This window comes from Pseudomonas sp. GW821-FHT07G10, assembly GCF_059418545.1.
This window is the reverse complement of sequence record NZ_JBWKQB010000003.1, coordinates 46,096-67,029: the sequence shown is the minus strand read 5'-3', so window position 1 is coordinate 67,029 and position 20,934 is coordinate 46,096. Positions and strand designations below refer to the sequence as shown.

The window sequence follows — 20,934 nt, the reverse complement described above, 5'->3', positions numbered from 1 at the left end:
CCACGCTCACCGGTAGCTATCCACCCAGAGCGGTTGTAAAGCGCATCAAGGTCTATCACAGTGGAGTTGCCCAAGTGCGTGCCGGTTCCTCACCGGCCGGGTAAGCCTGCAAACAGCCCAGATTTTTCGCGATTCCGCTGCGTGCTTCCAGCTCGCGAAGCCACTGAACTGCTGATCGTGTCGCACGGCAGGTAGAGGCGAAAAACAAGTTAATAGTAAGCCAGAGGGAGTTGGGCAGCGCCAGGCGAAGTTTCAAAAAGCCTCTAACTAACTAATGCTAAAGAGGCGGATTGGAAGTCAAAACATGGGGCACCGATGACCCGCGCTCTGATCTCGCTTGTCGACTCATCTTGCGGCGCTTCGCTCTGAAGCGTCGTTAGGTCAGCTCCCAATATCCTTCCTCTTTTTTCGAGATCCCCGCCCGTTAGTCTGGCTTGTGGCGATGCCTCACAATGTAAAAAAGATCCCGAAAAATTTTCGATACCTCGGCGACGTAGCTATGCCCCAACCCAAACATGTCTCTGCCCGCGCTCGATACGTCGATAGTCGAAAGGTGATCCATGACTAATGGAGGATTGGCGCCGCCTGCTCTGGGATAGCTATGAACAAACTGCGAAGCCGCAATCGCTCGATCATGGCGGGAGGCGTAAAGAGTCACTTGCTCATACAAATTGAAGACACGTCCAAATTGCTTGAATCGTTTGGCATCGACATCTGGAGCTGCGAGGATAATCTGACTGATTGGTGTCGCATCAGGTTTGTTCTCCCAGTTTTCGAGCACTGCCAACAGTGTCCGGTTGCCCATGTGTTGGCGCTGATTGAAAACTGACCCACCCTGCCGATTGAAAATTGACCCAGGGCGGATTGCTGATTTTTGTCCCAGCAATTGTGGATAAGCTTAGCAGTAGTGTCCTGGTTGAAGACGCATCGGGCCCGACCGCATGCAGGCATGCGGCAGGGTGTTTATGGTGCAGATCAAAACGGTTCATCGTCCTCGATACCATCTTCGTCCTTGCGCTTTCGTTCATCCGCCGGATTTTTCCCAACATTTCCGTGCTGATCACCCTGTGTTCTCCTGCTCGGAAAGTGAGCAGAAGCAGTTGAACACCTGGGTCAGTTTTCAGTCGGCAGAACAACCTCTACTGGGTCAGTTTTGGGGCAGCGGCAACAGCACTGCCATCCTAGAGTGTGAAGGAGGCACTGCAGCAACCCACAAACACCAATTTAGGAGGCACCGAATGACGACATTTCCGACTGGATCTCATCTGATTGTCGGCCGAGGCGCATACACCCATCACGGTGTCTACGTTGGCAGGGATCGCGTCGCAACCGACCCAGGCTCGCGCTGACCTGCGGGTGCTTGATTCTGTTGTGCTCGGCGGTACTGGATCGGTGAAACTCCTCGCGCCAACTTGAAGGCACGACTGAACGAAAATTCCGACCTATAGCCAACTTGCGAGGCGATCTCGCCAAGTCGCAGCTCGGTATCCTCCAATAGTTGCGCGGCAATTCCCATGCGCCAACGCGTCAGATATTGGTGTGGTGGCTCGCCCACCAAGGCGCAGAAGTTGCGGGCAAAAGCAGCACGCGACAAGCGAGCTTCTTTGGCGAGTTCCTCCAAGGTCCATGCATGGTCAGGTGCTTCGTGTATGCGCGCGAGAACCCGTGTCATCTGCGGCGATCGCAAAGCTGAAAACCAGTCGTTTGCCGCTGGAGAAGCCGCATCGGCCCAACTACGCATGAAGTAAACGAACAGGGACGAGAGCAGGTTACGCACCACGATATGGTTGCCGAAGTTCGGTGTCTCCACTTCGTGACGTAGCATGCGCAGTGTATCGCTCAGCGACGAACTGCCAGGCTCCATTCCGGCGCGCAACGACACCGACTGCGGTAACGCCCGCAGTGCTGGAAGCGCCAGGTGCTGATCCACGTTGAATTGACCGCAAATCAATGTGGTGGCCTTCGGATCGCTGTCGAGGACGCCATCGCGCAGGGCGAGGAAGGATTCGAGCGGTATGACTCGGCCGCGCTTCGAAAACGCCACTTCATGCGCATGGCCACGCGGGAACATGACCATTTCACCAGCCTGCAGCTCGATAGTTGCCGCATCCACTTGGCGGACGAAGGCTCGTCCCTCCGCGACGAAATGAAACACTACGGCTTCACAAGGTTGCACCGCAAACCCCCATGGCCCTGCCACGCGGGTGCGCGCCAGCACCAAGCCGTCGGCCCGAACCGCTTTCAACCAACCATTCAATGCGTCCATCACCTCATGTTAGCAGAATGAGACGAATTGATATGTATTAGCAAATTTAAGACATGGTTCATCTCCTTCGCGACTGATGCAATACAGCTCACAACAACCAATAGGTGGAACCATGAGTAGAGATCGCATTCAGGCAGCAATCGACACCATCTACGCGCGTGTTTTCAACCAGGGCGAATCCGAACTGCTGGCAGGTCTAGTTGCTGGTCCGTATATCCAGCACAACCCGCTGTTTCCGGATGGCACCGATTTCATCGCCGGCTACATCAAGCAGGTTGGGAAAGTGGCGTGCGAAGTTAAGCGTATTGCGATCGACGGCGACCTGGCTTTCATCCACGTGCGCTACCTGGACTGGGGCGGCAAGGAAACCGCAGGCGTGGACATCTTCCGCTTCGATGCCGATGGAAAGATCGTGGAACACTGGGACGTGCTGCAGCCGGTGCCGGAAACGGCCAACAACACGAACACGATGTTCTGAGTGGGGATATGGCGGTGGCGAAGGCCAATCCATATGCGGATGACCTTGAACGCAACGCCTCCAATTTCGTTGCTTTCGTTGCCTTGTCACCGCTGTTTTTTATCGAACGCACGGCACTGGTGTAGGGCCGGTGAGGCAGAGTCGATAGCGTTCTGTCGCCCGCAGCAGGCGAGCTTCGAGCTGCCCAAGCGCGCGTCGTATTCGGCGGGCGACCGAAGATTTCTGCTGCGCGAGTGCGCGCGCTCGCCTGCAACCATCGCATGACCACAAAAAGTCCCCTCACAGGGATATTGCATGCAACCCGAGGAACACGTCATGACTAAATCGATAAACTCAGACGACATGAAGTTCATCGAAGTCGATGGTTTGAAAATCCGCTTTCAACGTAGCGAAATAAATGCGGTTTCATTAGATCATTACAGACTGAATGCACGCCGATGCTGTTTGAAAATCCAACCGCTCCATTGCCGCGTCCAACTCCTTAGCCAGATCGTAACCGAGCTGTAATAGAAGCGACGACCGCAAAGCGCTGTAGAGCTCACAGGCATCCAAACTCTGTTGCTGGAGCAGTAGGTAAAACTCAGTTATTTGGGTTGGATCCCAGTTAGCAGAGGTATTCTCATTCGTTTCAGATACTCCCTGTTGTGCAATCCAATGTTTAGCAGCCGTCAGCGTTTCCTCCAGATCCAGCGTGATCACACCAAACAATGCGTCGGCGCGCATCCTGTCGTTATCGTTAATGGCCAATTCGATTTGTAGAGATGTTTCTGCAAAACGCCTGGCTCCTAACGTACCGAGGGTTCCCCGCAGTGTGTGGAACAGGCTCGCCGCATCGCGGCTCCGCCCCTCTTGCCACGCGATACGCGCTTTAGTGATGGGAGCGACGCCGTCCTCTACAGTCCTTTTGATCAATGTAATGAGGGTGTCAAAATAGGTTTTGTCGTTCTTGGCGACGGCGAGTAACGGCCCAACATCGAATGCCGAAAGGTCGTCAATCGAAGGTGCTAAAGTCATTGTTTTTGGCGTCTTTGATGCGTGGCTGATAGTCGGCACATGTTGGCGGATGGTGCTCAGCATCTGCTTTACGTCAATGGGTTTGGCGATAAAACCATCCATACCAGCGGTTACACACTGCTCACGCTCAGACTCAAATACCCCCGCAGTCATGGCTAATATCGGCAATGTCAGTTGCAACTCATTGCGGATAACTCGGGTGGCGGAAAAACCATCCATGACTGGCATTTGCACATCCATTAGCACTACTTGATAACGCTGCGGATCGGCACGCAATCTATCGACAGCCTGCTGACCATCGCCGGCGACCTCCACAATCGCGCCAGCTTGTTCCAGTATGTTCGTTGCCACGAACTGATTCAGGGGATTGTCCTCCACCAGCAGTAGGAGCACGCCATCCAATTGCAGACTTGAAGATAAGCTCTCGCTTTTGAATTGGACGGACACCTGGGGATCTATTCGCGCTGCCAGCGCTTGATGCAGCGTATCGAACAGATTTGAACTGGTAACGGGCTTGATCAAGACTGCATCGATCTCCGCCGACGAAGGCTCTTGCATGAGCTTACCCTGATCAAATGCATTCACCATTATGATAATCGGCTGCGTATACGTAGGCAGTATCCTCCGGATCCCCTGCATGGTTTCGAGCCCATTCAAGCCCGGCATCTGCCAGTCTACTATCACCGCGTCATAGAGCTCACCACGCCGTTCAAGCACGCGCACCTGCTCTATCGCCTGCTCGCCTGACGCCACCCCGTCGGCTTGCCAGTTCCAACCAAAAATCGTTTTGCACAAATACTCACGACTGGTCACGTTGTCATCGACAACCAAAATGCGTAAGTCACCCAAGGTATTTTGTGGATGTTGTATGTGTTCAATGGAGCTTTTTTGTCGAAGTGGAATATTTACCTGGAACTCACTGCCGACGCCGACGGAACTCTCCATCGTGATGGTTCCCGCCATTAAGGAAACCAAACGCTTCGAAATAGCCAGCCCAAGGCCAGTGCCGCCAAAGCGACGGGTGATGGAGGTATCTGCCTGGGAAAACGGTGAAAATAAACGCGCTTGTTGTTCGTTCGTCATACCAATGCCGGTATCACGCACCCGGAAGCACATGTTGACGATGTCCTCTTCGCTCCCCACCCGCTGCACGAGCACAACAACTTCCCCACGCTCAGTGAACTTGATAGCGTTACCCACCAGGTTGACCAGCACTTGCTGTAACCGTAGTGCATCACCGATAAAAGCTTGCGGTACATCCGGCTCGACGCCGATCACCAACTCCAAATCCTTGTTGACGGCATTGATGGACATAATGGTCGCTAGTGCATTGAGTACATCGCACAACTGGAACGGAATGGGGACAATCTCTAAGTGACCGGCCTCAATTTTGGAAAAATCCAGAATGTCATTCAAAATTTCAAGCAGGGACTCCCCAGCACCTCGCAACATTTGCAGGTATTTATTTTGGTCGGTGGATAAAGACGTATTAGCCAGAAGGTGCGTTATGCCCAACACGGCATTCATCGGCGTGCGAATTTCATGACTCATATTGGCAACAAACTCACTCTTCGCTTGACTGGCGACTTCAGCACGATCCTTGGCTATCAGTAACTGGGCAGTACGCTCAGCGACCTGCTGCTCTAGATTGGCGTTCAGCGAGAGAATCCGAGACTCGTTGGCCTTTTCTTGGCTGATATCACGAATTGTTTGCGCAACGGCTGTCACTTTACCGTCAGCCTCACGGACGGGTGAAACAGCGATAGAGACGTCCACGGTCGTACCATCGCGTCGGCGTCGTGTTGTAGCAAAATGGGGGACTGCTTCTCCGCGCTCAATGGCTGCCGTCAGGCGCACCTGTTCCGCTATCAGCTCCGGCGAGCCAATCAACTTTGCTAACGAGCGGCCCACTGCTTCGTCTTCACTGTAGCCAAACATGCGCTCTGAGGCCTCGTTCCAACTGAGCACAAAGCCTAGCGGTGTTGTACCAACGATGGCATCGCTAGAGCTGGCGACAATGGCAGCAAGGCGGCTTTGCTCCATCATTACTTGCAACTGACGTCGCGTACTGACTCCATACAGGTAAAGAAAGCCGGCAGCGATGCCGGAAATGACCAGCATCGTAAACAGGGTGATCTGTCTCGAACTGGCCACACTTTCGATGACCGCTGTGTCGCTGACAGCAATAAATACTGTCAGATGGCGCTCCGAACCCTCACCGCTCAGCATCTCGTCATGCTGCACAACATGCAGCAAGCTTCCCGCCTGGCTTCTCCAATTTTGGACAGGGCCTTCCTCGCCAAGAGCAGACTGGCTCACAGCCTTAAATTCATCCTCCCATCGATAGCGCTTACCCAGATCAAAACCAAAGGCGCGAGCTGAGTCGGGGTGCAGCAGAAAGTCCCCTTCCTGATTGACGATGTAAGCAGAATAGTTATCAGGCAACCGCTCTCCCACCTGGGACAATATGGCGTTGCTGTCGATATTGAGTACCACGATACCGAATAGGCTGCCGTCGTCGGCATAGATGGGGGTTGCCACCCGTACCGTTGGTACGATGGGTAGTTCCAGCTTGCCACGCTCACGATTGAGGTTGAAGTCGGAGGTATAAACCTGCCCTTGGCGCAGTTTACCGGTGGCTTGGAAATAATCGCGGTCGCCCTTGAACTGCAACTGATCGGCGGGAGTCACCAACACAGCTCCAGCCTTGTGTTCAACACGCACCAACTCCTTGCCATTATTCGCTACGCCAATCAGCCTTGCCTGCAAGTAGTGCGGGTTGGTTTCGAGGTATGCGCTGTAGAGTTGTTCGAGCCGGTGTTTCCAAACCTCATAGCTGTCGCTTTCTTTGGCGTCAATACCTCCGGCAAGGGAAGCACGAACCATTCCCGACACCGCAGGAACCTTGGATAGAAACAAAACATCGTTGCGCAAGTCTGCAATCCGATGTTGTAACTGCCCAAAGCGCACTTTGGCAATTCTGACCACTTCTGCATCAAGTTCCGAGGTGGCTTTTTGCCGAGTCCGATAGTCAGAGACCAGTACCACCAATGTGGTTGTCAGGCATAACACAAACAGCAGGCAAGGCCATACAAACCACACGTCTGCAAAAAAACTGGACGTTCTCTTCTTGGTCTGCAAGCTGCTGCTCCTTGGTTAACCATCAAGCAAAGCACTTTCTAGGTATATCTCTAAGCCCCTCACTGGATACCCAAGGGGCCATTGCACTAAGCCCGCCCCGTAGAATGTAGCTCAGCCAGATACGAAGCTATTGCCGCTGACGACTACCCGCCAGCGTTTTCGAATCACTTCGGCGTACTCATCACCGCACGATTTCGCCCAGCTGACTTTGCTTGGTATAGCGCCTGGTCAGTTGCTGCAATCAGTTGCTGCATAGAATCGCTCTGATTAGGCACAATGGAGGCTAAACCAGCACTGATCGTAACGCTGCTGGCGGTTGCTGAGGACTGATGTTCGAGGTTTAAACTACGAATCTGTTTACAGATCCACTCCCCGTGCTTTTGTAGATCATATGTTCCCGTGTGCGGCAGGATGACCACGAACTCTTCACCGCCATAGCGTGCGACGACTTCACCTGGTCTTCTCGTGGTAGCACCAATGGCAGCCGACACACGCTTCAAGCACTCATCGCCACCCTGATGACCATAATGATCGTTGTAAGCCTTGAAGTGATCGATATCGATAAGCATTAGGCCTAAAGGCATTTTCTGCCGTCGGTGCCGCTCGAACTCTAATGCGAGTGTTTCATCAAAAAAGCGTCGATTATATAGCCCCGTTAGACCATCCCGATTCGCCAGTTGAAGCAAGAAATGATTGTGCTGTTGCAGTCGAAGGTGCGTCTGAACACGTGCGCGCACGACCGGAGGATTGAACGGTTTAGTGATGTAATCCACTGCACCAGAAGCCAACGCTGCGACTTCACTGTCCACCCCCGTATGTGCCGTAATAACAATGACAGCACAGCCAGAGGTGCTTGGGTCTCCTTTCAGCGCCGCGCAGACTTCATAGCCACTCATACCGGGCATTTCCACATCGAGCAGGATCAGTTGCGGTTTTCGCTCATGGGCCAGACGAATACCGGTTTCGCCGCTGGTGGCGAACAGTATTTGGCCTTGATCTTTGAGCATGCCGCTCAACAGACGAATCGTATCGACGCTGTCGTCAACAATCAGTATCAGGTTCTGCTCGGCAAAAAGATCTGACATCGATTCATCCCTATCGTAATCATCGTTTGCCGTAATGGCGTCACGCCCCCTTCATCATGTAGGCACGCTGAGTGCCATTGCCATCAACACGTCTTCCGCCGACGTGGTGTATGGGGTCACTGCAAGGCTATCGTTAAGAAGCAGCGCTTGCCGCGATTCACAGTTCCAACGAATTTACTGATACTGGGGAAAGCCTTCGATGTCGCAGAAGAGCTGCGTTGTACCGATAAGCAGCAGTTCCCCTCCCTTCCCAAAAATCTATCAGCCCAGTCTGCTGCACTAGCCTAGTACAAAAAAACACGCTTAGGCGACGCGATCCCCTACTCGCACATTGCTGACACATGCACCAACAGCGGCGACATGCCCCGCGCCTTCCAGCCCAAGTGCCCGAAAAAGCGATTTCCCCATCTTGGGCTACTGTCTCAACATTGTTGGGCGATTGGTAACCCGATGAAGGAACACAGGATGCTTTATTTTCAGGAAATGCTAGGCATTGCCGTATTTTCAATAACCGGTGTGCTGGCTATCCAAAAAGCCGATGTCGATTTGTTCGGTGCTGTGGTGCTCGGCATCATCACCGCTATTGGTGGTGGCACCCTACGAGATCTGCTGCTGGGTCTACCGATCTTCTGGATTGCCGATTTCAATTACATTTGGGCCGCCTTGTTTGCTGCGCTATTGGCGTTTTTTCTGACTAAAAGATTACAACGACGTTATCGCCTGCTGCTCTATCTCGATGGTTTGGCCGCTGCACTGTTCGGCCTGGCTGCTACTGAGAAAGTATTGGCATTCCACCTTGCCGCGCCTTTGGCAGTGATGATGGGCGTGCTGACCAGCATTGGAGGCGGTATAGCACGCGATGTCCTGGCCGGAAGAGTCTCATTGTTGATGTCACGTGAGATATATGCCACGCCAATCTTGCTGGGATGCACCCTGTATGTTGTGTTGCGCAACATATTCCCGTCGGTCTGGATCGCCGGTTGGATTGCTTTTATTTTCACCTTCGGCCTGAGGTTTTTGGCCATTTACAGGCATCTTCAAATGCCAGCGATTTTCTCTACCAAGCAGGGATAATTCGTCCGGGGTGACGGCCGTGTCGGATCTATTGAAAGCTGGCAGCGCTGTGGCACTGATCCAGTTGAGCTATCGAGTGCCTCGGGGCCAAATGGACAATAGGTACTGAAACTTTGTGAGATTCGCGCATCTTGACGGAGCTGCTAAGGTGTCTCGATCATGTGGCGAGCACCCGGAAGTAACCCCGACCCACCAGCTACACTAATTCGATACATTTCTGCACAGAGACTTTGACCATGGCTACCAATACCGCAATCGTATTCGCTGGCGGCGGCAGCTTGGGTGCTGTCCAAGTGGGTATGTTGCGGGCCTTGGTCGAGGCCAATGTTCGATTCGATATGGTGGTGGGCGCTTCGGTGGGCGCCATCAACGGTGCCTACTTTGCCGCAAGGCCCGACGCCGAGGGTGTCGAGGCGCTCGCCGGTTTCTGGCGCGGCCTGAGTAAAACGGACATCTTTCCCCTCTCCTGGCTCGATACCTGTAGAGGACTGATCAAACGGCGTGGCTTTCTGTTGCAGCCGGCAGCCTTGTACCGATTGCTGGGTCAGGCACTGCCCATTCATCGCATTGAGGAGGCGGTGCTGCCCCTGCACATCGTCACCACCGACCTGCTCAGTGGCGTCGAGACGGTTCTGTCCAGTGGCGAACTCGAGCAGGCGTTACTGGCCAGTGCTGCCATCCCGTTGGTGTTCCCCTGCGTACAAATCGCCGATCATTTTCTGGTTGACGGTGGCGTGGCAAGCAATACACCTATTTCGACTGCCGTAGCCCTGGGAGCCACAAACGTCGTGGTAATTCCCACCGGGGTGAGTTGCGCCCTAACGCAACCACCCCGAGGCCTGGTCGCCTTAGCCCTGCACACCGTCAATCTGATGAGCATGCGCCAACTGGTGAGCGACATCGAACACTTCCGCACTCTCACCAGCCTGCACATCGTCCCGCCCTTGTGCCCTGTGGATGTCTCGGTGTTCAACTTTGACCAGACCGAGTCTTTGCTGCAGCGCGCCTATGAGCAGACCCTCCGGTGGCTGGAACGTGGGGGGCTCGAACGCACCAAGGTACCTGGTGCCCTGACCATCCATTCACATGCCCATGAGCATTGAGTGATGTGAATTACCTATAAAAGACGCCCTGAACACTCAGTGCAATGTTGCGAGAGTACCTGGAGAGGTTGAGCATGCCCCACTTCGATGTTGACCTATGCCGAGTGTCCCGTGAGCACTACATCATCGGGAAAGCCGCGATCAATTTCCAGCCTGGTTGGGTCACGCGGACTCAAGATTGTGCTCCGCCCTTCTGAAAGCGTCCCACCTCATTTTTCCTCCTGCTACGCTGACCTCTTCCGCGGAGGAATCACAATGTCGAATGCAGACCTGCTCCCTTCCCTGCTATTTAAAATCAATCAAAACCAACTCGCCCTTGAGGCTGCCATCATGGAGCTTACGAATCGGGTCGAGCAACGCGGATCAGGTGACGTCGCCGACAATGTGCGCGGGGCTCTGGCCGCTATCGACCGAAACGAAGAGTTCTTCAACATGACGCTCGCGGTGCTGATGACACCTGAGTGATCTGGTCGTCCTTTTCACCATTGATGATACGAGTCACTCGAATAGGTGAATCAATCGAGGCTTAATGGAGGTTGCAGATGTTTCAAGCAGCGCTGCGTTACAGGCAGCTGGAAGTGTCGTCGCCCCGCACTACCTGGATTTAGATAAAGCTGCTCATCGCGCCACTCAATGCGTGGCTTAGGTGGACGAGCTTAGAAGTGGAGGATGCGGGTCACGCGAGTTTGATGGCTCCGCCCTGGATATCCTCCCGCGCCATTCGCAAGTCATTGGCGTCTTGGTTGAGCCGATGAATGAGATTAAGCAATCGTTGCCGCAACACCTCATCTTGGAGCTGCTCGGCAGCACGCATCACATCAAGCGCCGCTGCCTCATTGTTAGTGGCAACGGCGTCGAGCAGTTTGCGCATACTTCTTGATGGCCGATTCATCTCCAACCCTCCTAGCTTTCGGTGACGCGAATCATATGGCCGGAATGTTTCGTCAGTGTTTCAGTTGCACGAACTGGGTTGAAATACAGACTCCGATTGATTTGACGCAAGCTGAAGGGGCGCACCATGAAGGTCAATTACGTTTGTAGCGCCGATCCGTAATGAAGCTAAAGCGCTACCCTCGAGCCGGGCCTTGCAGGCTCGCGGCGTCTCGATCATGTAGCGAACACCCGAAAGGAATGCTGACCCGTCAGCTACACTGATTCGACGCATTGCCGCACAGAGACTTCGAGCATGGCGAGCAAAACCGCAATCGTATTCGCTGGCGGTGGCAGCTTGGGTGCTGTCCAGGTGGGCATGTTGCGGGCCTTGGTCGAAGCCAATCTTCGATTCGATATGGTGGTTGGTAGTTCAGGGGGAAGATCAGAATGCTGAGCTGCGTCGTCTACGGGCCGAACTCAAGCGGGTGACGGAGGAGCGGGACATCTTAAAAAAGGCCGCTGCGTACTTTTCCAAGGAGTGCGGCTGAAGTACGCCTTTATTAAAGCTAGCGGGTGACTACTCCATTCGGCGGCGTTGCCTGACTTTGAAGGTTCTTCCCAGCGGCTACTACGCGTGGCTATTCGATCCAAAATCTGCGCGAGCCAAAGACGATCAGCGACTGCTCGGTTTGATCAAGCATTCCTGGCTGGAGAGCGATGGTGTTTATGGTTACCGCAAGATCCACGACGACCTGCGTGAGGTTGGTGAGGAATGTGGCAGGCATCAAGTGGCTAGGTTGATGCGCCTTGAAGGTCTGCGCTCCCAGACTGGGCATCGACGGCGACCAGGAAAATACGACGGTAAACCAGCGGTTGCCTCACCGAACTTACTGAAGCGCCAATTCGATGTCAGTGAACCCAACAAAGTCTGGGTCACCGATATCACGTATATCCGAACTTATGAAAATACCCGTACGAAATTTGGCGGGAATGTCTAGTTCACCGCCAAAACCTTTTCCAACCTCTAGCCCTTGTAACCTTTAATAGCCAAGCGATAAACCAGTGTTACGTCGCGGGTCGTTCGCGCCGTAGAAGCGGTTGTTGCCTACCGGCTTGCCACCGAGCGACGGTGCGCCGACCAGGATCGCCGCCAGGTGGTTGGCGTCCTGGGGGCCGGCAAACTTGTGGCCCCAGCTCTCGAGGATCTTGCGGGTATCCGGACTGACCGCGAAATTCTCCAGGTTGGTGGTCTCCGGCATCCACTGCTGGTGGAAACGCGGTGCATCCACCGCTTCCTGGATGTTCATCCCGTAGTCGATGACGTTGAGCATGGTCAGCAAGGTCGCGGTGATAATCCGACTGCCGCCGGGCGTACCCACCACCATGACCGCTTTGCCATCCTTGGTGACGATGGTCGGGCTCATCGACGACAACGGTGCCTTGCCCGGGGCAATCGCATTCGCCTCGCCCTGGATCAGGCCGTACATGTTAGGCACGCCGATCTTGGAGGTGAAATCATCCATCTCATCGTTGAGGATGACCCCGGTCTTGCTCGCCATGACACCGGCACCGAACCAGTCGTTGAGGGTGTAGGTCACCGACACCGCATTGCCCCATTTGTCGACGATCGAGTAATGGGTGGTGTTGTTGCCTTCATGGGGTGCTACGCCGGGCTTGATGTTCTGGGAGATCCCGGCCTTCTGCGGTTCGATGGCCGCCCGCAGTTTCTCGGCGTAGCCCTTGTCCAGCAGGTGCGCCACCGGGTTCTTGACGAAGTCGGGGTCCCCTAGGTAGCTGTTGCGATCCACATAGGCGTGGCGCATGGCTTCGATCTGATAGTGCAGGCCCTGTGCCGAGTGATAACCCAGATCCGCCATCGGATAACCTTCGAGGATGTTCATGATCTCGCAGATCACGACGCCACCCGAGCTCGGCGGTGGTGCCGAGACGACGTGGTAACCACGGTAGTCGCACTCGACGGGCGCCAGTTCGCGGGTCTTGTATTTGTCGAGGTCGGCCTGGGTGATGATGCCCTTGCCGGCCTTGCTCGAATCGACGATGGCCGTGCCGACCCAGCCCTTGTAGAAGCCGTCGGTGCCCTTGGCGGAGATTTCCTTGAGGGTCTTGGCCAGGTCTTTCTGTACCAGCTTCTGACCGACCTGCATCGGCTCGCCCTTGTTCAGGAAGATCGAGCCCGAATCGTGAATGTCGTTCTTGAACTCATCGGTGGCGGTATGCAGCAGGTCGATATCGCCCTGCTCCAGCACAAAACCTTCGTCAGCCAGCTTGATGGCCGGGGCCATGACCTGCGCGCGTTTTTTCGTGCCATACTTTTCCAGCGCCAGTTCCATACCCGAGACGGTGCCCGGTACGCCGACCGCCAGGTGCCCTTTCGAACTCAGGTTGGGGACGACATTGCCGTTCTTGTCCAGGTACATGTTGGCCGTGGCGGCCAGGGGGGCTTTTTCGCGAAAATCGAGGAAAGTCTTGCGACCGTCGGCCAACTGCACGGTCATGAAACCGCCTCCACCAAGATTGCCTGCCGCCGGGTAAACCACAGCAAGGGCGTAACCAACAGCCACTGCAGCATCAACCGCGTTACCACCTGACCTCAGCACATCGACCCCGACATGTGTAGCAAGGTGTTGAGCGGTTACAACCATCCCATTTTCTGCGGCAGCAGGCGCCTGAGAGGCTGCTTGGGCAAAGGTGTGGTTAAAAAGAAAAGCAGTCGCAATTAACGGCGCGACAATACGTTCATAATTCATCTATTGAGCCTCATCCGTGGTAGTGATGCATAAAAAAGGAGGCCCGTGGCCCCCCTTTCAGATGGTTCAGTTGAACTCGCTTACTACTTCAGACCAAAGACTTACCTTTTGGCCCCGGTTCTTGAAGAACTCTATTTCGCGCTTAATACCCGAGCTGAGATCCCAACCTGGTAGATCCAGAATGATCAGCTCTTCCATCATGTCCATGAACACAGCGTCCACTGGAGCCCACAGTTTGCCGATGGCGGCGCTGTCTTTGCCTTCAAATGCCAGGTTGATGGGGTGGGACATTGAAACTTGGCTAAACACTACACTGCCCGACTCAATGATGGTTGCCGCCACTTTGTTGCATTGAATGAAGCGATCGTGGGTAACCGACGCGTCTGCGTGGCTGTACGGGCAGGCTAGAAAGATCTTTCTCATTGTTACCTCGTTAAAATGGAAGGGCCTACTGCCCTTCCTGACTATGGATGTGCGATTTCAAGTAGCCTGGACTGCTGGGATACCAAAGTGATCTGCGAATTGAGTTCGCTCCTTTTCCTCAGCCTCAAAACGCTGGGCAGCAGGTACGGATATCTTGATTGCGATCGCAACAGCGAGCAGGCCACCAAAGAGCTTGGCGAGCACGATTGGCATGATCAGGGTCGGCTGGAAGTTCGCGGTGAAGGCCAAATGATCGCCAATGGTTGCTTGGGCGCAGACGCCCAAGGCAACACACAGGACTTTGTCCCGGGCATTCATCTTCTTGAAGAGGTGGTACACAGCAATGATGTTGGCGAAGACCATAACGAACGCCGCTGCACCATCTGCCGAAAGCCCGAGATGCTTACCCAGGACTTCCATTGGTTTTTTTCCGTAACGCTGGAACAGGTAGCAGATCGGGAATGTGCCCGCGAGCATGATGCCGATGTAGCCAGCAATTTCGATTGCACGGAACAACTCCTTCTGGTCAGCGAACATTGGGTCGAAGCCCCAAACACCAAAGTTCTTCATGAAGAAACCGGTGAAGTGCTCGACGATTGCCAGGGCTAACACGATCTTGATGAAGGCATCCATCACCTTACCGAATACCAGAAAGCCGGCCACCATGAACGATGCTCTGTAGCGCAAGCCAGCGGCCAGCAAGAAGCAGAAGACAAATAGAGGAGCGAGCAATTTGACGCACCCGACAAAGTCGAGTGTCAGGTAGTGAAGCGCGGGTGAAGTCGTAGACACCATCTCACGTACCGGCAGATTGAATGTCGTGATCATCGTCAGCGATGCAAGCACTGCGAACGGGATGCTGATCAGCCCAGCCATTGCACCTAAAGCCAAATACTTGTGGTCTTTACGTTCAAGCATCATCAGGCCGACGGGAATGAGGTAAACGATAGTGGCGCCGGATGTATAGCCAACGATCATCGCTGTAATCCACATGTCACGGTTTGCCGCAAGCGCATCAGCCAGCTGATACCCGCCCATGTCCACTGCAATGATGGACAGTGCCGAGATCGAGACGTCGGATCCCATCGCTCCGAAATATGGCCCTAGAGCTACTTCGATGAATTTCGAGAGGTATGGGATCGCGACCATGATCCCTGCCTGCGCAAGAAACACTGGCCCTATCGAGTGAATGCCATTCACGAACTCTTTACCAAGGCCACTCTCTGGCTTGATCACCGAGGCGAATGCACCAACAACGGCGCCTATCATGATCAGATAAATTACGTAGTTTCCGAATTCCGCCATTGCCTTTCCCTACACGTGTACTGAATCAATTGCTTGTATGGGTGCAGCCAGAGTTGGGAGCACCGCCGGAAGAGCACGAAGGCTCATAAATTCATTACTGGATCGTTCCTGAGAGTCCGTAGGGAGTCTCAGGTGCGCATCAATGTTCGAATGCCCGATTCTGCTAAGAGATATCGCCGCAGTGCTGAAGATCAGCGTCCATCTATCTGTTTTTCGCAGTATTACTAACCACTTCGCATGCCATTTGTTGTTTTTATGTGGTTATGTTTGTTAAACCCACTAGAATCGGTCAATTTTATTGCGTACTCTTTAGCTACCTCTTTGAAAGCAACGGGTCGGCCATGAGTGAAGGAGAAAGTGAATGCCAAACTCAGAAGTCTCTCGTTGCGAGTAGATCTTTACTGACGTCGTTACCCCGGCATCATTTGTGTGCCTCGGTAACAGCAATGCGCGGCTAAAGAGCATTCGCGTAGCATTGAGAGGATTGAACATGCGCCCCAACGAAAGACGGCAACATATCCTCGAACTCCTTCGCCAACGGGAGCGGATCTCGGTCGACGAATTGGCGCGAACCCTCAGCACGTCGCAGGAGACGATTCGAAGGGATTTGACCGCCCTGTCCGAGGATGGCCAAGTCACTAAATTCCATGGAGGGGCATCGCTTCCGCCCAGCGGAGAGCACGAAAACGCCTTTCAAACGCGAATGAACGAGTTCTCTCAAGAAAAACGAGCGGTCGCCAAGTTCGCAGCTGGACTCTATGCGCCAGGCGATAGCGTCCTCATCGATACAGGCACTACGACCTTATTTTTCGCCAGGGAGTTGGCCAAACTCAACCGCATCACCGTGATTACGAACTCATTGCTCATCGCTGCCAGCATCGGCGCAAGCGGTAATCGGGTGTTCATGATCGGTGGGGAATACCGGCCCGAATCGGAGCAAAATATCGGTGCATTGGCCATGGAGCAGATCGCGAGATTTAACGCGGAACATGCCGTGGTGACGATTGGTGCGCTGAGCTCAGATGGCGCTTTCGACTTTTCGATAGAGGAAGCTGAAATCACCCGAGCGATGATTGCGCGCACGCGCTACTTAACCGTGATTGCAGACTCCTCCAAGATGGGCAAGCGCGCTTTGTTTCAGGTGTTTCCACTAGAACGTATCGATCGACTGATCATCGATCGCAAACCTATGGGTGAGCTTGCCAAAGCATTAGCGCAAGCCCAAGTTGAGGTGCTTGAGGCTCCTGCGCTGAACAAATCAGATTGGTAATGAGCAATAGAGGGTTGAGCCGTCTATGCTCCCCTCTGAGAATCATCCGGCACGATTGCTGAGCGATCCCAGCCTGCGAGACAAGTCCTGCATTCCCTGGCTCAAGGTGCTTAATGACGCCGCATCGCGGGCCCCCTCCTCACTGGCTGCGTGGATCCGAACTGCCAGCTCGTTGATCTCCTGTGTGACGTAGCTTTGCTCTTCGGCGGACACTGCAATCTATCGCGCTCTTTGCACAATATCGTCGAAGCCAGCGACTGTGCCCTCCAATGACTCTTGGAGTGCATCCGCTTGCTGCGCCACCACACGAGTGCGGGTTTCGCTCGCAACCATCGTGCTGACCGCTGTCTCAGAAGCCAATCTCAGATCCCCAATCATTTGTTGAATCTGGTCTGCAGAAGCCTGGGTACGTCCCGCCAGAGTTCGGACTTCATCCGCTACTACAGCGAAACCTTTGCCTTGCTCGCCAGCACGCGCAGCTTCGATCGCGGCATTGAGTGCAAGAAGGTTGGTCTGTGAGGAAATAGACTTGATGACATCCAGAACCTCACTCACGCTCTCATTGTCAGCGTCCAATTGAGTGACGGCCTCGGCCACTGCTGAAATATCTCCCGTCAGAAACGCAGTAGTTTGGCCGTTCTCCTCAACATAACCTTGACTGGCCCGAGCACTGGCCAGCGACAACGCTATTGTTTCTGAGCAGTCTCCAGTATTCCTCGCCATTTCCTGCGCACTGGAAGCCATCTCCGTAACGGCCGTGGCGAGCATAGCCATTGCTGACTGCTCAGCCGCCTGTGTCTGGGCCTCAATCAGCTTGGGTTCGCCACGTAGAACGATCACGCCGTAAATAAACGACGCAATAAACAGCAAAATAAATACGAGAACACATGTAAATCGGGCAATTATTGTCTTCGGCACGAGAATGCTCCGCACGCTCCTAGACGCAAAAAAACCTGCGACCCGGAGGGCCGCAGGCAATACCTGACTTCTGGTATTAAAGGTAGGAGCCCAGGGCAGGCATCCGTTCAAGTTGCTTTCGACGAGTAATCCACACAGAGAGAAATACGACAAGGCCCGCGCCCATCGATGCGAGAACATACATCTGAGCAACCCGAAAGTCAGCTGGGATAATGAACACGCACATTTCTACGAACAGCCAAACACATGCACCAACTACTACCGGCCACTCCCACTTACCCAAGCTGAAATCATCAGGGTGGTGGATGTGCTTATGCCGAGTGAAGATATAGAGCAGAACGGTGCCGCTATAGAGCAGTGCAGGAAACAATGTCGCTGCACCTAGCAATTGGGTCAGGGCGTCAGGACTGGTGTAAAAGCTAAGCACGATGCCGATTGAAACAACTCCGGCTACGACCGTTGCCCATAATGGCCCCCCAGTAGGACGAGGAACGACACTAAGTTTCTCAGAGAAAGGAAGACGCCCGTCGCGTGCCATTGCGTGAATTAGGCGGCTGTTGCTGGTCATAATCACCAAGCCACAGGCGAAAATCGCGATACATACTACGACCAGCACGATTTTACTGAAGACCTCCCCTAGCAACATCCGAATCACATCCGCAACCGGAGCGGAACTCTTGGTTAGCTCATCGACATTGTCACCCAGCCCAAGGCTGATGACGATCAGGAACAGGAGGCCCAGCACTCCACTCACCAAGATGGCATTCACCATGGCGCGAGGCACTACTTGCTTGGGGTTATGTGTTTCCTCAGCGAGGTTCGCTGCCGACTCCCAACCCACCAACGTGAACGCGCCAAGCAAGCCAGACAACATGAACGGGCCCAGCCAACCATAGTAGTTATCACTGTGGATGATCCCGGTCGAAACGAGATTGGACACATTGCCTTTCCCGGAGAACAATACCGCAGCACCGATCGCGACAATCAGTCCAAAGACCGCAACAACCTCTGCACCGACCGCCATGTTGTTGATTTTTGTGAGGATGGGTGTAGACCAGATGATCAAAAGCATCTGTATCACAAGCACCGCTACCGTAGTTGAAGCTCCAGTGGCCGCTGTGTACTCCCATCCCAAGAGTGGAAACAGCGCCACCTGTGCAAGGCTGTAGTCCACCGCCACAGCGACGATAGCGAGAAAGGCAAAGCTTGCCCATCCAAACCACCAACCAAGAACAGGATTGACCAACCGACTCGCCCATTGATAACTAAATCCTGACAATGGAATTTTGCTGGCAAGCAGGCCGAACACAAGTGCTACCAGAAGTGTTCCAAAAGTAACAATCGGCCAAGTCCAAATACCCACTGGCCCACTCGAGATCAACATACTCCCATAGGTGGCAAACAGACCTGTTGTAATCGAGATGAACGAAAAAGCAACCGCAAACGACTCAAACTTACCCAGAGTCCTTTCAAATTGGGCTTGATATCCATCTTCGCCCACTTTCGCGCTTAAGCCATCTGACTGGGCGCCGACTTTATTATTAGACATTGTATGTCTCCTGGAGCATGCACTATGAACAAACCCTGTTCTAAACCTCTGTTAAGAGGCAAAGGGATGGAGTTGATATATTTAACGCACTTCTAATGCCAGACTGCTTTTTCGTTGTTGGATTGCGCCTTTGGCATTCCCGAAACGGTCAGACAGATGGCCGACTTCCAGCTGATGCTTTGCGAAAAGACAATCGCTCCCCCGCTCCGTAGTCAGCCGTCAAACTTTTAACTCAGTTAACGCCAGTCTCTGCAACGCTTCACCGTATCGGAGAAAGTGGTTCTCCATTGCATCGCTTCTTCGGAACTAACTTTCGGTCTGAACTTTGTACTGGTATTACGTGGGGGTTTTAATTCGATACCTATTCCTTTGGCGGCGAGCGCGGCACAACCAAAAGAGGTCAATTCATCAAATCGTTGGGTGACAATGCACCGTTGAAGAGCATCTGCGAGAAACTGAGCAAAATAGGGGCTGCGCGCCAGTCCGCCATCGATGGATAAACGATCAGTCACACTCAGGAAACCATCCATGGCGGTGATGACTTCAACGCTGCGAAGCGCAACGCCTTCCAACAATGCCTGACACAGATCCTGGCGAGTGGTGCCGCCATTCATCCCAATCCAAAGAGCGGTGGCGCTTCGATCCCAGTGAGGGCAACCCAGTCCGGACAACGCTGGCACAAATGCGAGCTGACGGGAGATAGCCGGCGGCTCGTCAAAACCTGCCAGTTCCGAAAAATCAGAGAACAATCCGAGCCGCCCAGCCCATTCAACAGCAGCGCTCGCATCGTAGACCCCGCCATCCATGGCATAGGTTGGCTTGCCAGCGATTTGCCAGGCAATGGTCGCCAAAAGCCCCTTTTCCGGAGCCCGTATAATTTGCTCCCCGGTCAAGGTCAGAGCAAATGCACCTGTACCAAACGTAATCTTCGCATCACCTTCTGCACGGCAACCGTGACCATAGAGGGAAGCCTGCTGATCGACAATGGACGCCGTTACTGGCGTTACGCCAATCTCACCAAAGTGCCCGACGGTGTCTCGAATCTCCGGCAGCGTCTCGATCGGTACGCCAAATAACTCACAAAGCTCACTGTCCCACTGCCCAGTCGAAAGATTCATAAGGGAAGTTCGCGAGGCCGTCGTTACATCCGTGGCAAAGACACCCGCGAGGCGATCCAGGAAATACGCATCGGTGGTACCCAGACGCAGTCTCCCGGCTCTCAGAGCACTCTGCGCGGCGGGCAGGTTTTGCACTATCCAGGCGAGTTTGCTCGCAGAAAAATAGGGATCAAGCGGAAGTCCGGCTCGCTCAAGGGTCAATGTCTCGCCCCCATTACTGCGTAGCTTGGCAATCTCTGCGGAGGTTCGGTTGTCCTGCCAAACAATGACCGGAGATAACGGCTCTCCCGTTTTGGCATCCCACGCCAGGCAGCTCTCACCTTGGTTGGCGATGCCGATAGCGTCCACACGACCAGTGGATTCCAGGCAGCGCTGGAGGTTGTTTAGCAGCTCAAGCGGATCATGCTCCACCCAACCTGGATGGGGATGATGCTGCTGATGACGAAGTGAGTGCTGAATGTCGGCAGAACCATCCTGGGTTACTACCAGTACACGAGTGCTGGTGGTGCCTTGATCGATAGCGGCAATGCGCATTTTTAAGTCTCCTCG

16 protein-coding genes and 4 pseudogenes are annotated in these 20,934 nt (G+C 54.0%); 7 read left to right on the top strand and 13 right to left on the bottom strand.

From position 1 onward, the window contains the following. Nucleotides 1-424: 424 nt before the first annotated feature. Both AC07O1_RS06210 and AC07O1_RS06205 read right to left on the bottom strand, forming a co-directional pair. Nucleotides 425-805, bottom strand: a complete 381-nt coding sequence (locus AC07O1_RS06210) for an alpha/beta hydrolase (RefSeq protein ID WP_495088234.1) — start codon at nt 803-805, stop codon at nt 425-427. Nucleotides 806-1,303: 498 nt separating this feature from the next. Beyond that, nucleotides 1,304-2,266: an AraC family transcriptional regulator gene (locus AC07O1_RS06205; RefSeq protein ID WP_495088233.1), complete on the bottom strand. Its 963-nt coding sequence runs from the start codon at nt 2,264-2,266 to the stop codon at nt 1,304-1,306. Nucleotides 2,267-2,378: 112 nt separating this feature from the next. Between AC07O1_RS06205 and AC07O1_RS06200 the strand changes: the two genes are divergently transcribed. After that, the gene (locus AC07O1_RS06200; RefSeq protein ID WP_495088232.1) at nt 2,379-2,744 is read left to right on the top strand and encodes a nuclear transport factor 2 family protein; all 366 of its coding nucleotides are present in this window, start codon (nt 2,379-2,381) and stop codon (nt 2,742-2,744) included. A gap of 408 nt (nt 2,745-3,152) precedes the next feature. On the opposite strand, the gene AC07O1_RS06195 is transcribed toward AC07O1_RS06200, so the two are convergent. The 3 genes from AC07O1_RS06195 to AC07O1_RS06185 all read right to left on the bottom strand — a co-directional run bounded on the left by AC07O1_RS06195 (nt 3,153) and on the right by AC07O1_RS06185 (nt 8,392). Further along, nucleotides 3,153-6,899 carry a response regulator gene (locus AC07O1_RS06195; protein WP_495088231.1) on the bottom strand — a complete coding sequence of 1,249 codons (3,747 nt, stop codon included), beginning with the start codon at nt 6,897-6,899 and terminating at the stop codon, nt 3,153-3,155. 164 nt (nt 6,900-7,063) lie between these two features. Beyond that, nucleotides 7,064-7,984 (bottom strand): GGDEF domain-containing response regulator, encoded by a 921-nt coding sequence (locus AC07O1_RS06190; protein WP_495088230.1) that lies wholly within the window; start codon nt 7,982-7,984, stop codon nt 7,064-7,066. A 303-nt stretch (nt 7,985-8,287) separates the two neighbouring features. Beyond that, entirely contained in the window at nt 8,288-8,392 is a 105-nt protein-coding gene (locus AC07O1_RS06185; protein WP_495088229.1) for an alcohol dehydrogenase catalytic domain-containing protein, read from the bottom strand. 57 nt (nt 8,393-8,449) lie between these two features. Here AC07O1_RS06185 and AC07O1_RS06180 point away from each other — a divergent pair, with 57 nt between their 5' ends. The 3 genes from AC07O1_RS06180 to AC07O1_RS06170 all read left to right on the top strand — a co-directional run bounded on the left by AC07O1_RS06180 (nt 8,450) and on the right by AC07O1_RS06170 (nt 10,626). Continuing rightward, nucleotides 8,450-9,058, top strand: a complete 609-nt coding sequence (locus tag AC07O1_RS06180; protein ID WP_495088228.1) for a trimeric intracellular cation channel family protein — start codon at nt 8,450-8,452, stop codon at nt 9,056-9,058. Between the two features lie 236 nt (nt 9,059-9,294). Further along, nucleotides 9,295-10,161, top strand: a complete 867-nt coding sequence (locus tag AC07O1_RS06175) for a patatin-like phospholipase family protein (protein ID WP_495088227.1) — start codon at nt 9,295-9,297, stop codon at nt 10,159-10,161. A gap of 255 nt (nt 10,162-10,416) precedes the next feature. Beyond that, nucleotides 10,417-10,626 (top strand): hypothetical protein, encoded by a 210-nt coding sequence (locus tag AC07O1_RS06170; RefSeq protein WP_495088226.1) that lies wholly within the window; start codon nt 10,417-10,419, stop codon nt 10,624-10,626. Nucleotides 10,627-10,659: 33 nt separating this feature from the next. Here AC07O1_RS06170 and AC07O1_RS06165 read toward each other — a convergent pair. Both AC07O1_RS06165 and AC07O1_RS06160 read right to left on the bottom strand, forming a co-directional pair. Further along, nucleotides 10,660-10,805 (bottom strand): annotated as a pseudogene (locus tag AC07O1_RS06165) (metallophosphoesterase family protein); the annotation flags it as partial. Nucleotides 10,806-10,837: 32 nt separating this feature from the next. Then, the gene (locus AC07O1_RS06160) at nt 10,838-11,053 is read right to left on the bottom strand and encodes a hypothetical protein (protein ID WP_494991632.1); all 216 of its coding nucleotides are present in this window, start codon (nt 11,051-11,053) and stop codon (nt 10,838-10,840) included. Between the two features lie 294 nt (nt 11,054-11,347). Here AC07O1_RS06160 and AC07O1_RS06155 point away from each other — a divergent pair. Then, nucleotides 11,348-11,473 (top strand): annotated as a pseudogene (locus AC07O1_RS06155) (patatin-like phospholipase family protein); the annotation flags it as partial. Continuing rightward, nucleotides 11,466-11,999: pseudogene (locus AC07O1_RS06150) on the top strand (IS3 family transposase); the annotation flags it as partial. The pseudogenes AC07O1_RS06155 and AC07O1_RS06150, both read left to right, overlap by 8 nt. Before the next feature lie 75 nt (nt 12,000-12,074). On the opposite strand, the gene ggt reads toward AC07O1_RS06150, so the two are convergent. The 3 genes from ggt to eutH all read right to left on the bottom strand — a co-directional run bounded on the left by ggt (nt 12,075) and on the right by eutH (nt 15,530). After that, on the bottom strand, nt 12,075-13,802 hold the full coding sequence (gene ggt, locus AC07O1_RS06145; protein WP_495088225.1) for a gamma-glutamyltransferase: 1,728 nt from the start codon (nt 13,800-13,802) through the stop codon (nt 12,075-12,077). A gap of 66 nt (nt 13,803-13,868) precedes the next feature. After that, nucleotides 13,869-14,225 (bottom strand): DUF1937 family protein, encoded by a 357-nt coding sequence (locus AC07O1_RS06140; RefSeq protein ID WP_256453159.1) that lies wholly within the window; start codon nt 14,223-14,225, stop codon nt 13,869-13,871. A 57-nt stretch (nt 14,226-14,282) separates the two neighbouring features. Next, on the bottom strand, nt 14,283-15,530 hold the full coding sequence (eutH, locus tag AC07O1_RS06135; RefSeq protein WP_495088224.1) for an ethanolamine utilization protein EutH: 1,248 nt from the start codon (nt 15,528-15,530) through the stop codon (nt 14,283-14,285). 490 nt (nt 15,531-16,020) lie between these two features. Here eutH and AC07O1_RS06130 point away from each other — a divergent pair, with 490 nt between their 5' ends. Then, complete coding sequence (locus AC07O1_RS06130; protein ID WP_495088223.1) at nt 16,021-16,800, top strand: DeoR/GlpR family DNA-binding transcription regulator; 780 nt, start codon at nt 16,021-16,023, stop codon at nt 16,798-16,800. A gap of 219 nt (nt 16,801-17,019) precedes the next feature. Here AC07O1_RS06130 and AC07O1_RS06125 read toward each other — a convergent pair. From AC07O1_RS06125 to AC07O1_RS06115, 3 genes and pseudogenes are all read right to left on the bottom strand, one after another. Next, nucleotides 17,020-17,346, bottom strand: a pseudogene (locus tag AC07O1_RS06125) (methyl-accepting chemotaxis protein); the annotation flags it as partial. Nucleotides 17,347-17,794: 448 nt separating this feature from the next. Continuing rightward, nucleotides 17,795-19,267: an amino acid permease gene (locus AC07O1_RS06120; protein ID WP_495088222.1), complete on the bottom strand. Its 1,473-nt coding sequence runs from the start codon at nt 19,265-19,267 to the stop codon at nt 17,795-17,797. 236 nt (nt 19,268-19,503) lie between these two features. Further along, nucleotides 19,504-20,919, bottom strand: coding sequence for an FGGY family carbohydrate kinase (locus AC07O1_RS06115; RefSeq protein WP_495088221.1), 1,416 nt, complete (start codon nt 20,917-20,919; stop codon nt 19,504-19,506). Nucleotides 20,920-20,934: the final 15 nt, after the last annotated feature.

What these genes read in the sequence shown, in the direction of transcription:
- AC07O1_RS06210 (WP_495088234.1), bottom strand. Translation starts at nt 805, where the DNA reads ATGGGCAACCGGACACTGTTGGCAGTGCTCGAAAACTGGGAGAACAAA.
- AC07O1_RS06205 (WP_495088233.1), bottom strand. Translation starts at nt 2,266, where the DNA reads ATGGACGCATTGAATGGTTGGTTGAAAGCGGTTCGGGCCGACGGCTTG.
- AC07O1_RS06200 (WP_495088232.1), top strand. Translation starts at nt 2,379, where the DNA reads ATGAGTAGAGATCGCATTCAGGCAGCAATCGACACCATCTACGCGCGT.
- AC07O1_RS06190 (WP_495088230.1), bottom strand. Translation starts at nt 7,984, where the DNA reads ATGTCAGATCTTTTTGCCGAGCAGAACCTGATACTGATTGTTGACGAC.
- AC07O1_RS06185 (WP_495088229.1), bottom strand. Translation starts at nt 8,392, where the DNA reads ATGGGGAAATCGCTTTTTCGGGCACTTGGGCTGGAAGGCGCGGGGCAT.
- AC07O1_RS06180 (WP_495088228.1), top strand. Translation starts at nt 8,450, where the DNA reads ATGCTTTATTTTCAGGAAATGCTAGGCATTGCCGTATTTTCAATAACC.
- AC07O1_RS06175 (WP_495088227.1), top strand. Translation starts at nt 9,295, where the DNA reads ATGGCTACCAATACCGCAATCGTATTCGCTGGCGGCGGCAGCTTGGGT.
- AC07O1_RS06170 (WP_495088226.1), top strand. Translation starts at nt 10,417, where the DNA reads ATGTCGAATGCAGACCTGCTCCCTTCCCTGCTATTTAAAATCAATCAA.
- AC07O1_RS06160 (WP_494991632.1), bottom strand. Translation starts at nt 11,053, where the DNA reads ATGAATCGGCCATCAAGAAGTATGCGCAAACTGCTCGACGCCGTTGCC.
- ggt (WP_495088225.1), bottom strand. Translation starts at nt 13,802, where the DNA reads ATGAATTATGAACGTATTGTCGCGCCGTTAATTGCGACTGCTTTTCTT.
- AC07O1_RS06140 (WP_256453159.1), bottom strand. Translation starts at nt 14,225, where the DNA reads ATGAGAAAGATCTTTCTAGCCTGCCCGTACAGCCACGCAGACGCGTCG.
- eutH (WP_495088224.1), bottom strand. Translation starts at nt 15,530, where the DNA reads ATGGCGGAATTCGGAAACTACGTAATTTATCTGATCATGATAGGCGCC.
- AC07O1_RS06130 (WP_495088223.1), top strand. Translation starts at nt 16,021, where the DNA reads ATGCGCCCCAACGAAAGACGGCAACATATCCTCGAACTCCTTCGCCAA.
- AC07O1_RS06120 (WP_495088222.1), bottom strand. Translation starts at nt 19,267, where the DNA reads ATGTCTAATAATAAAGTCGGCGCCCAGTCAGATGGCTTAAGCGCGAAA.
- AC07O1_RS06115 (WP_495088221.1), bottom strand. Translation starts at nt 20,919, where the DNA reads ATGCGCATTGCCGCTATCGATCAAGGCACCACCAGCACTCGTGTACTG.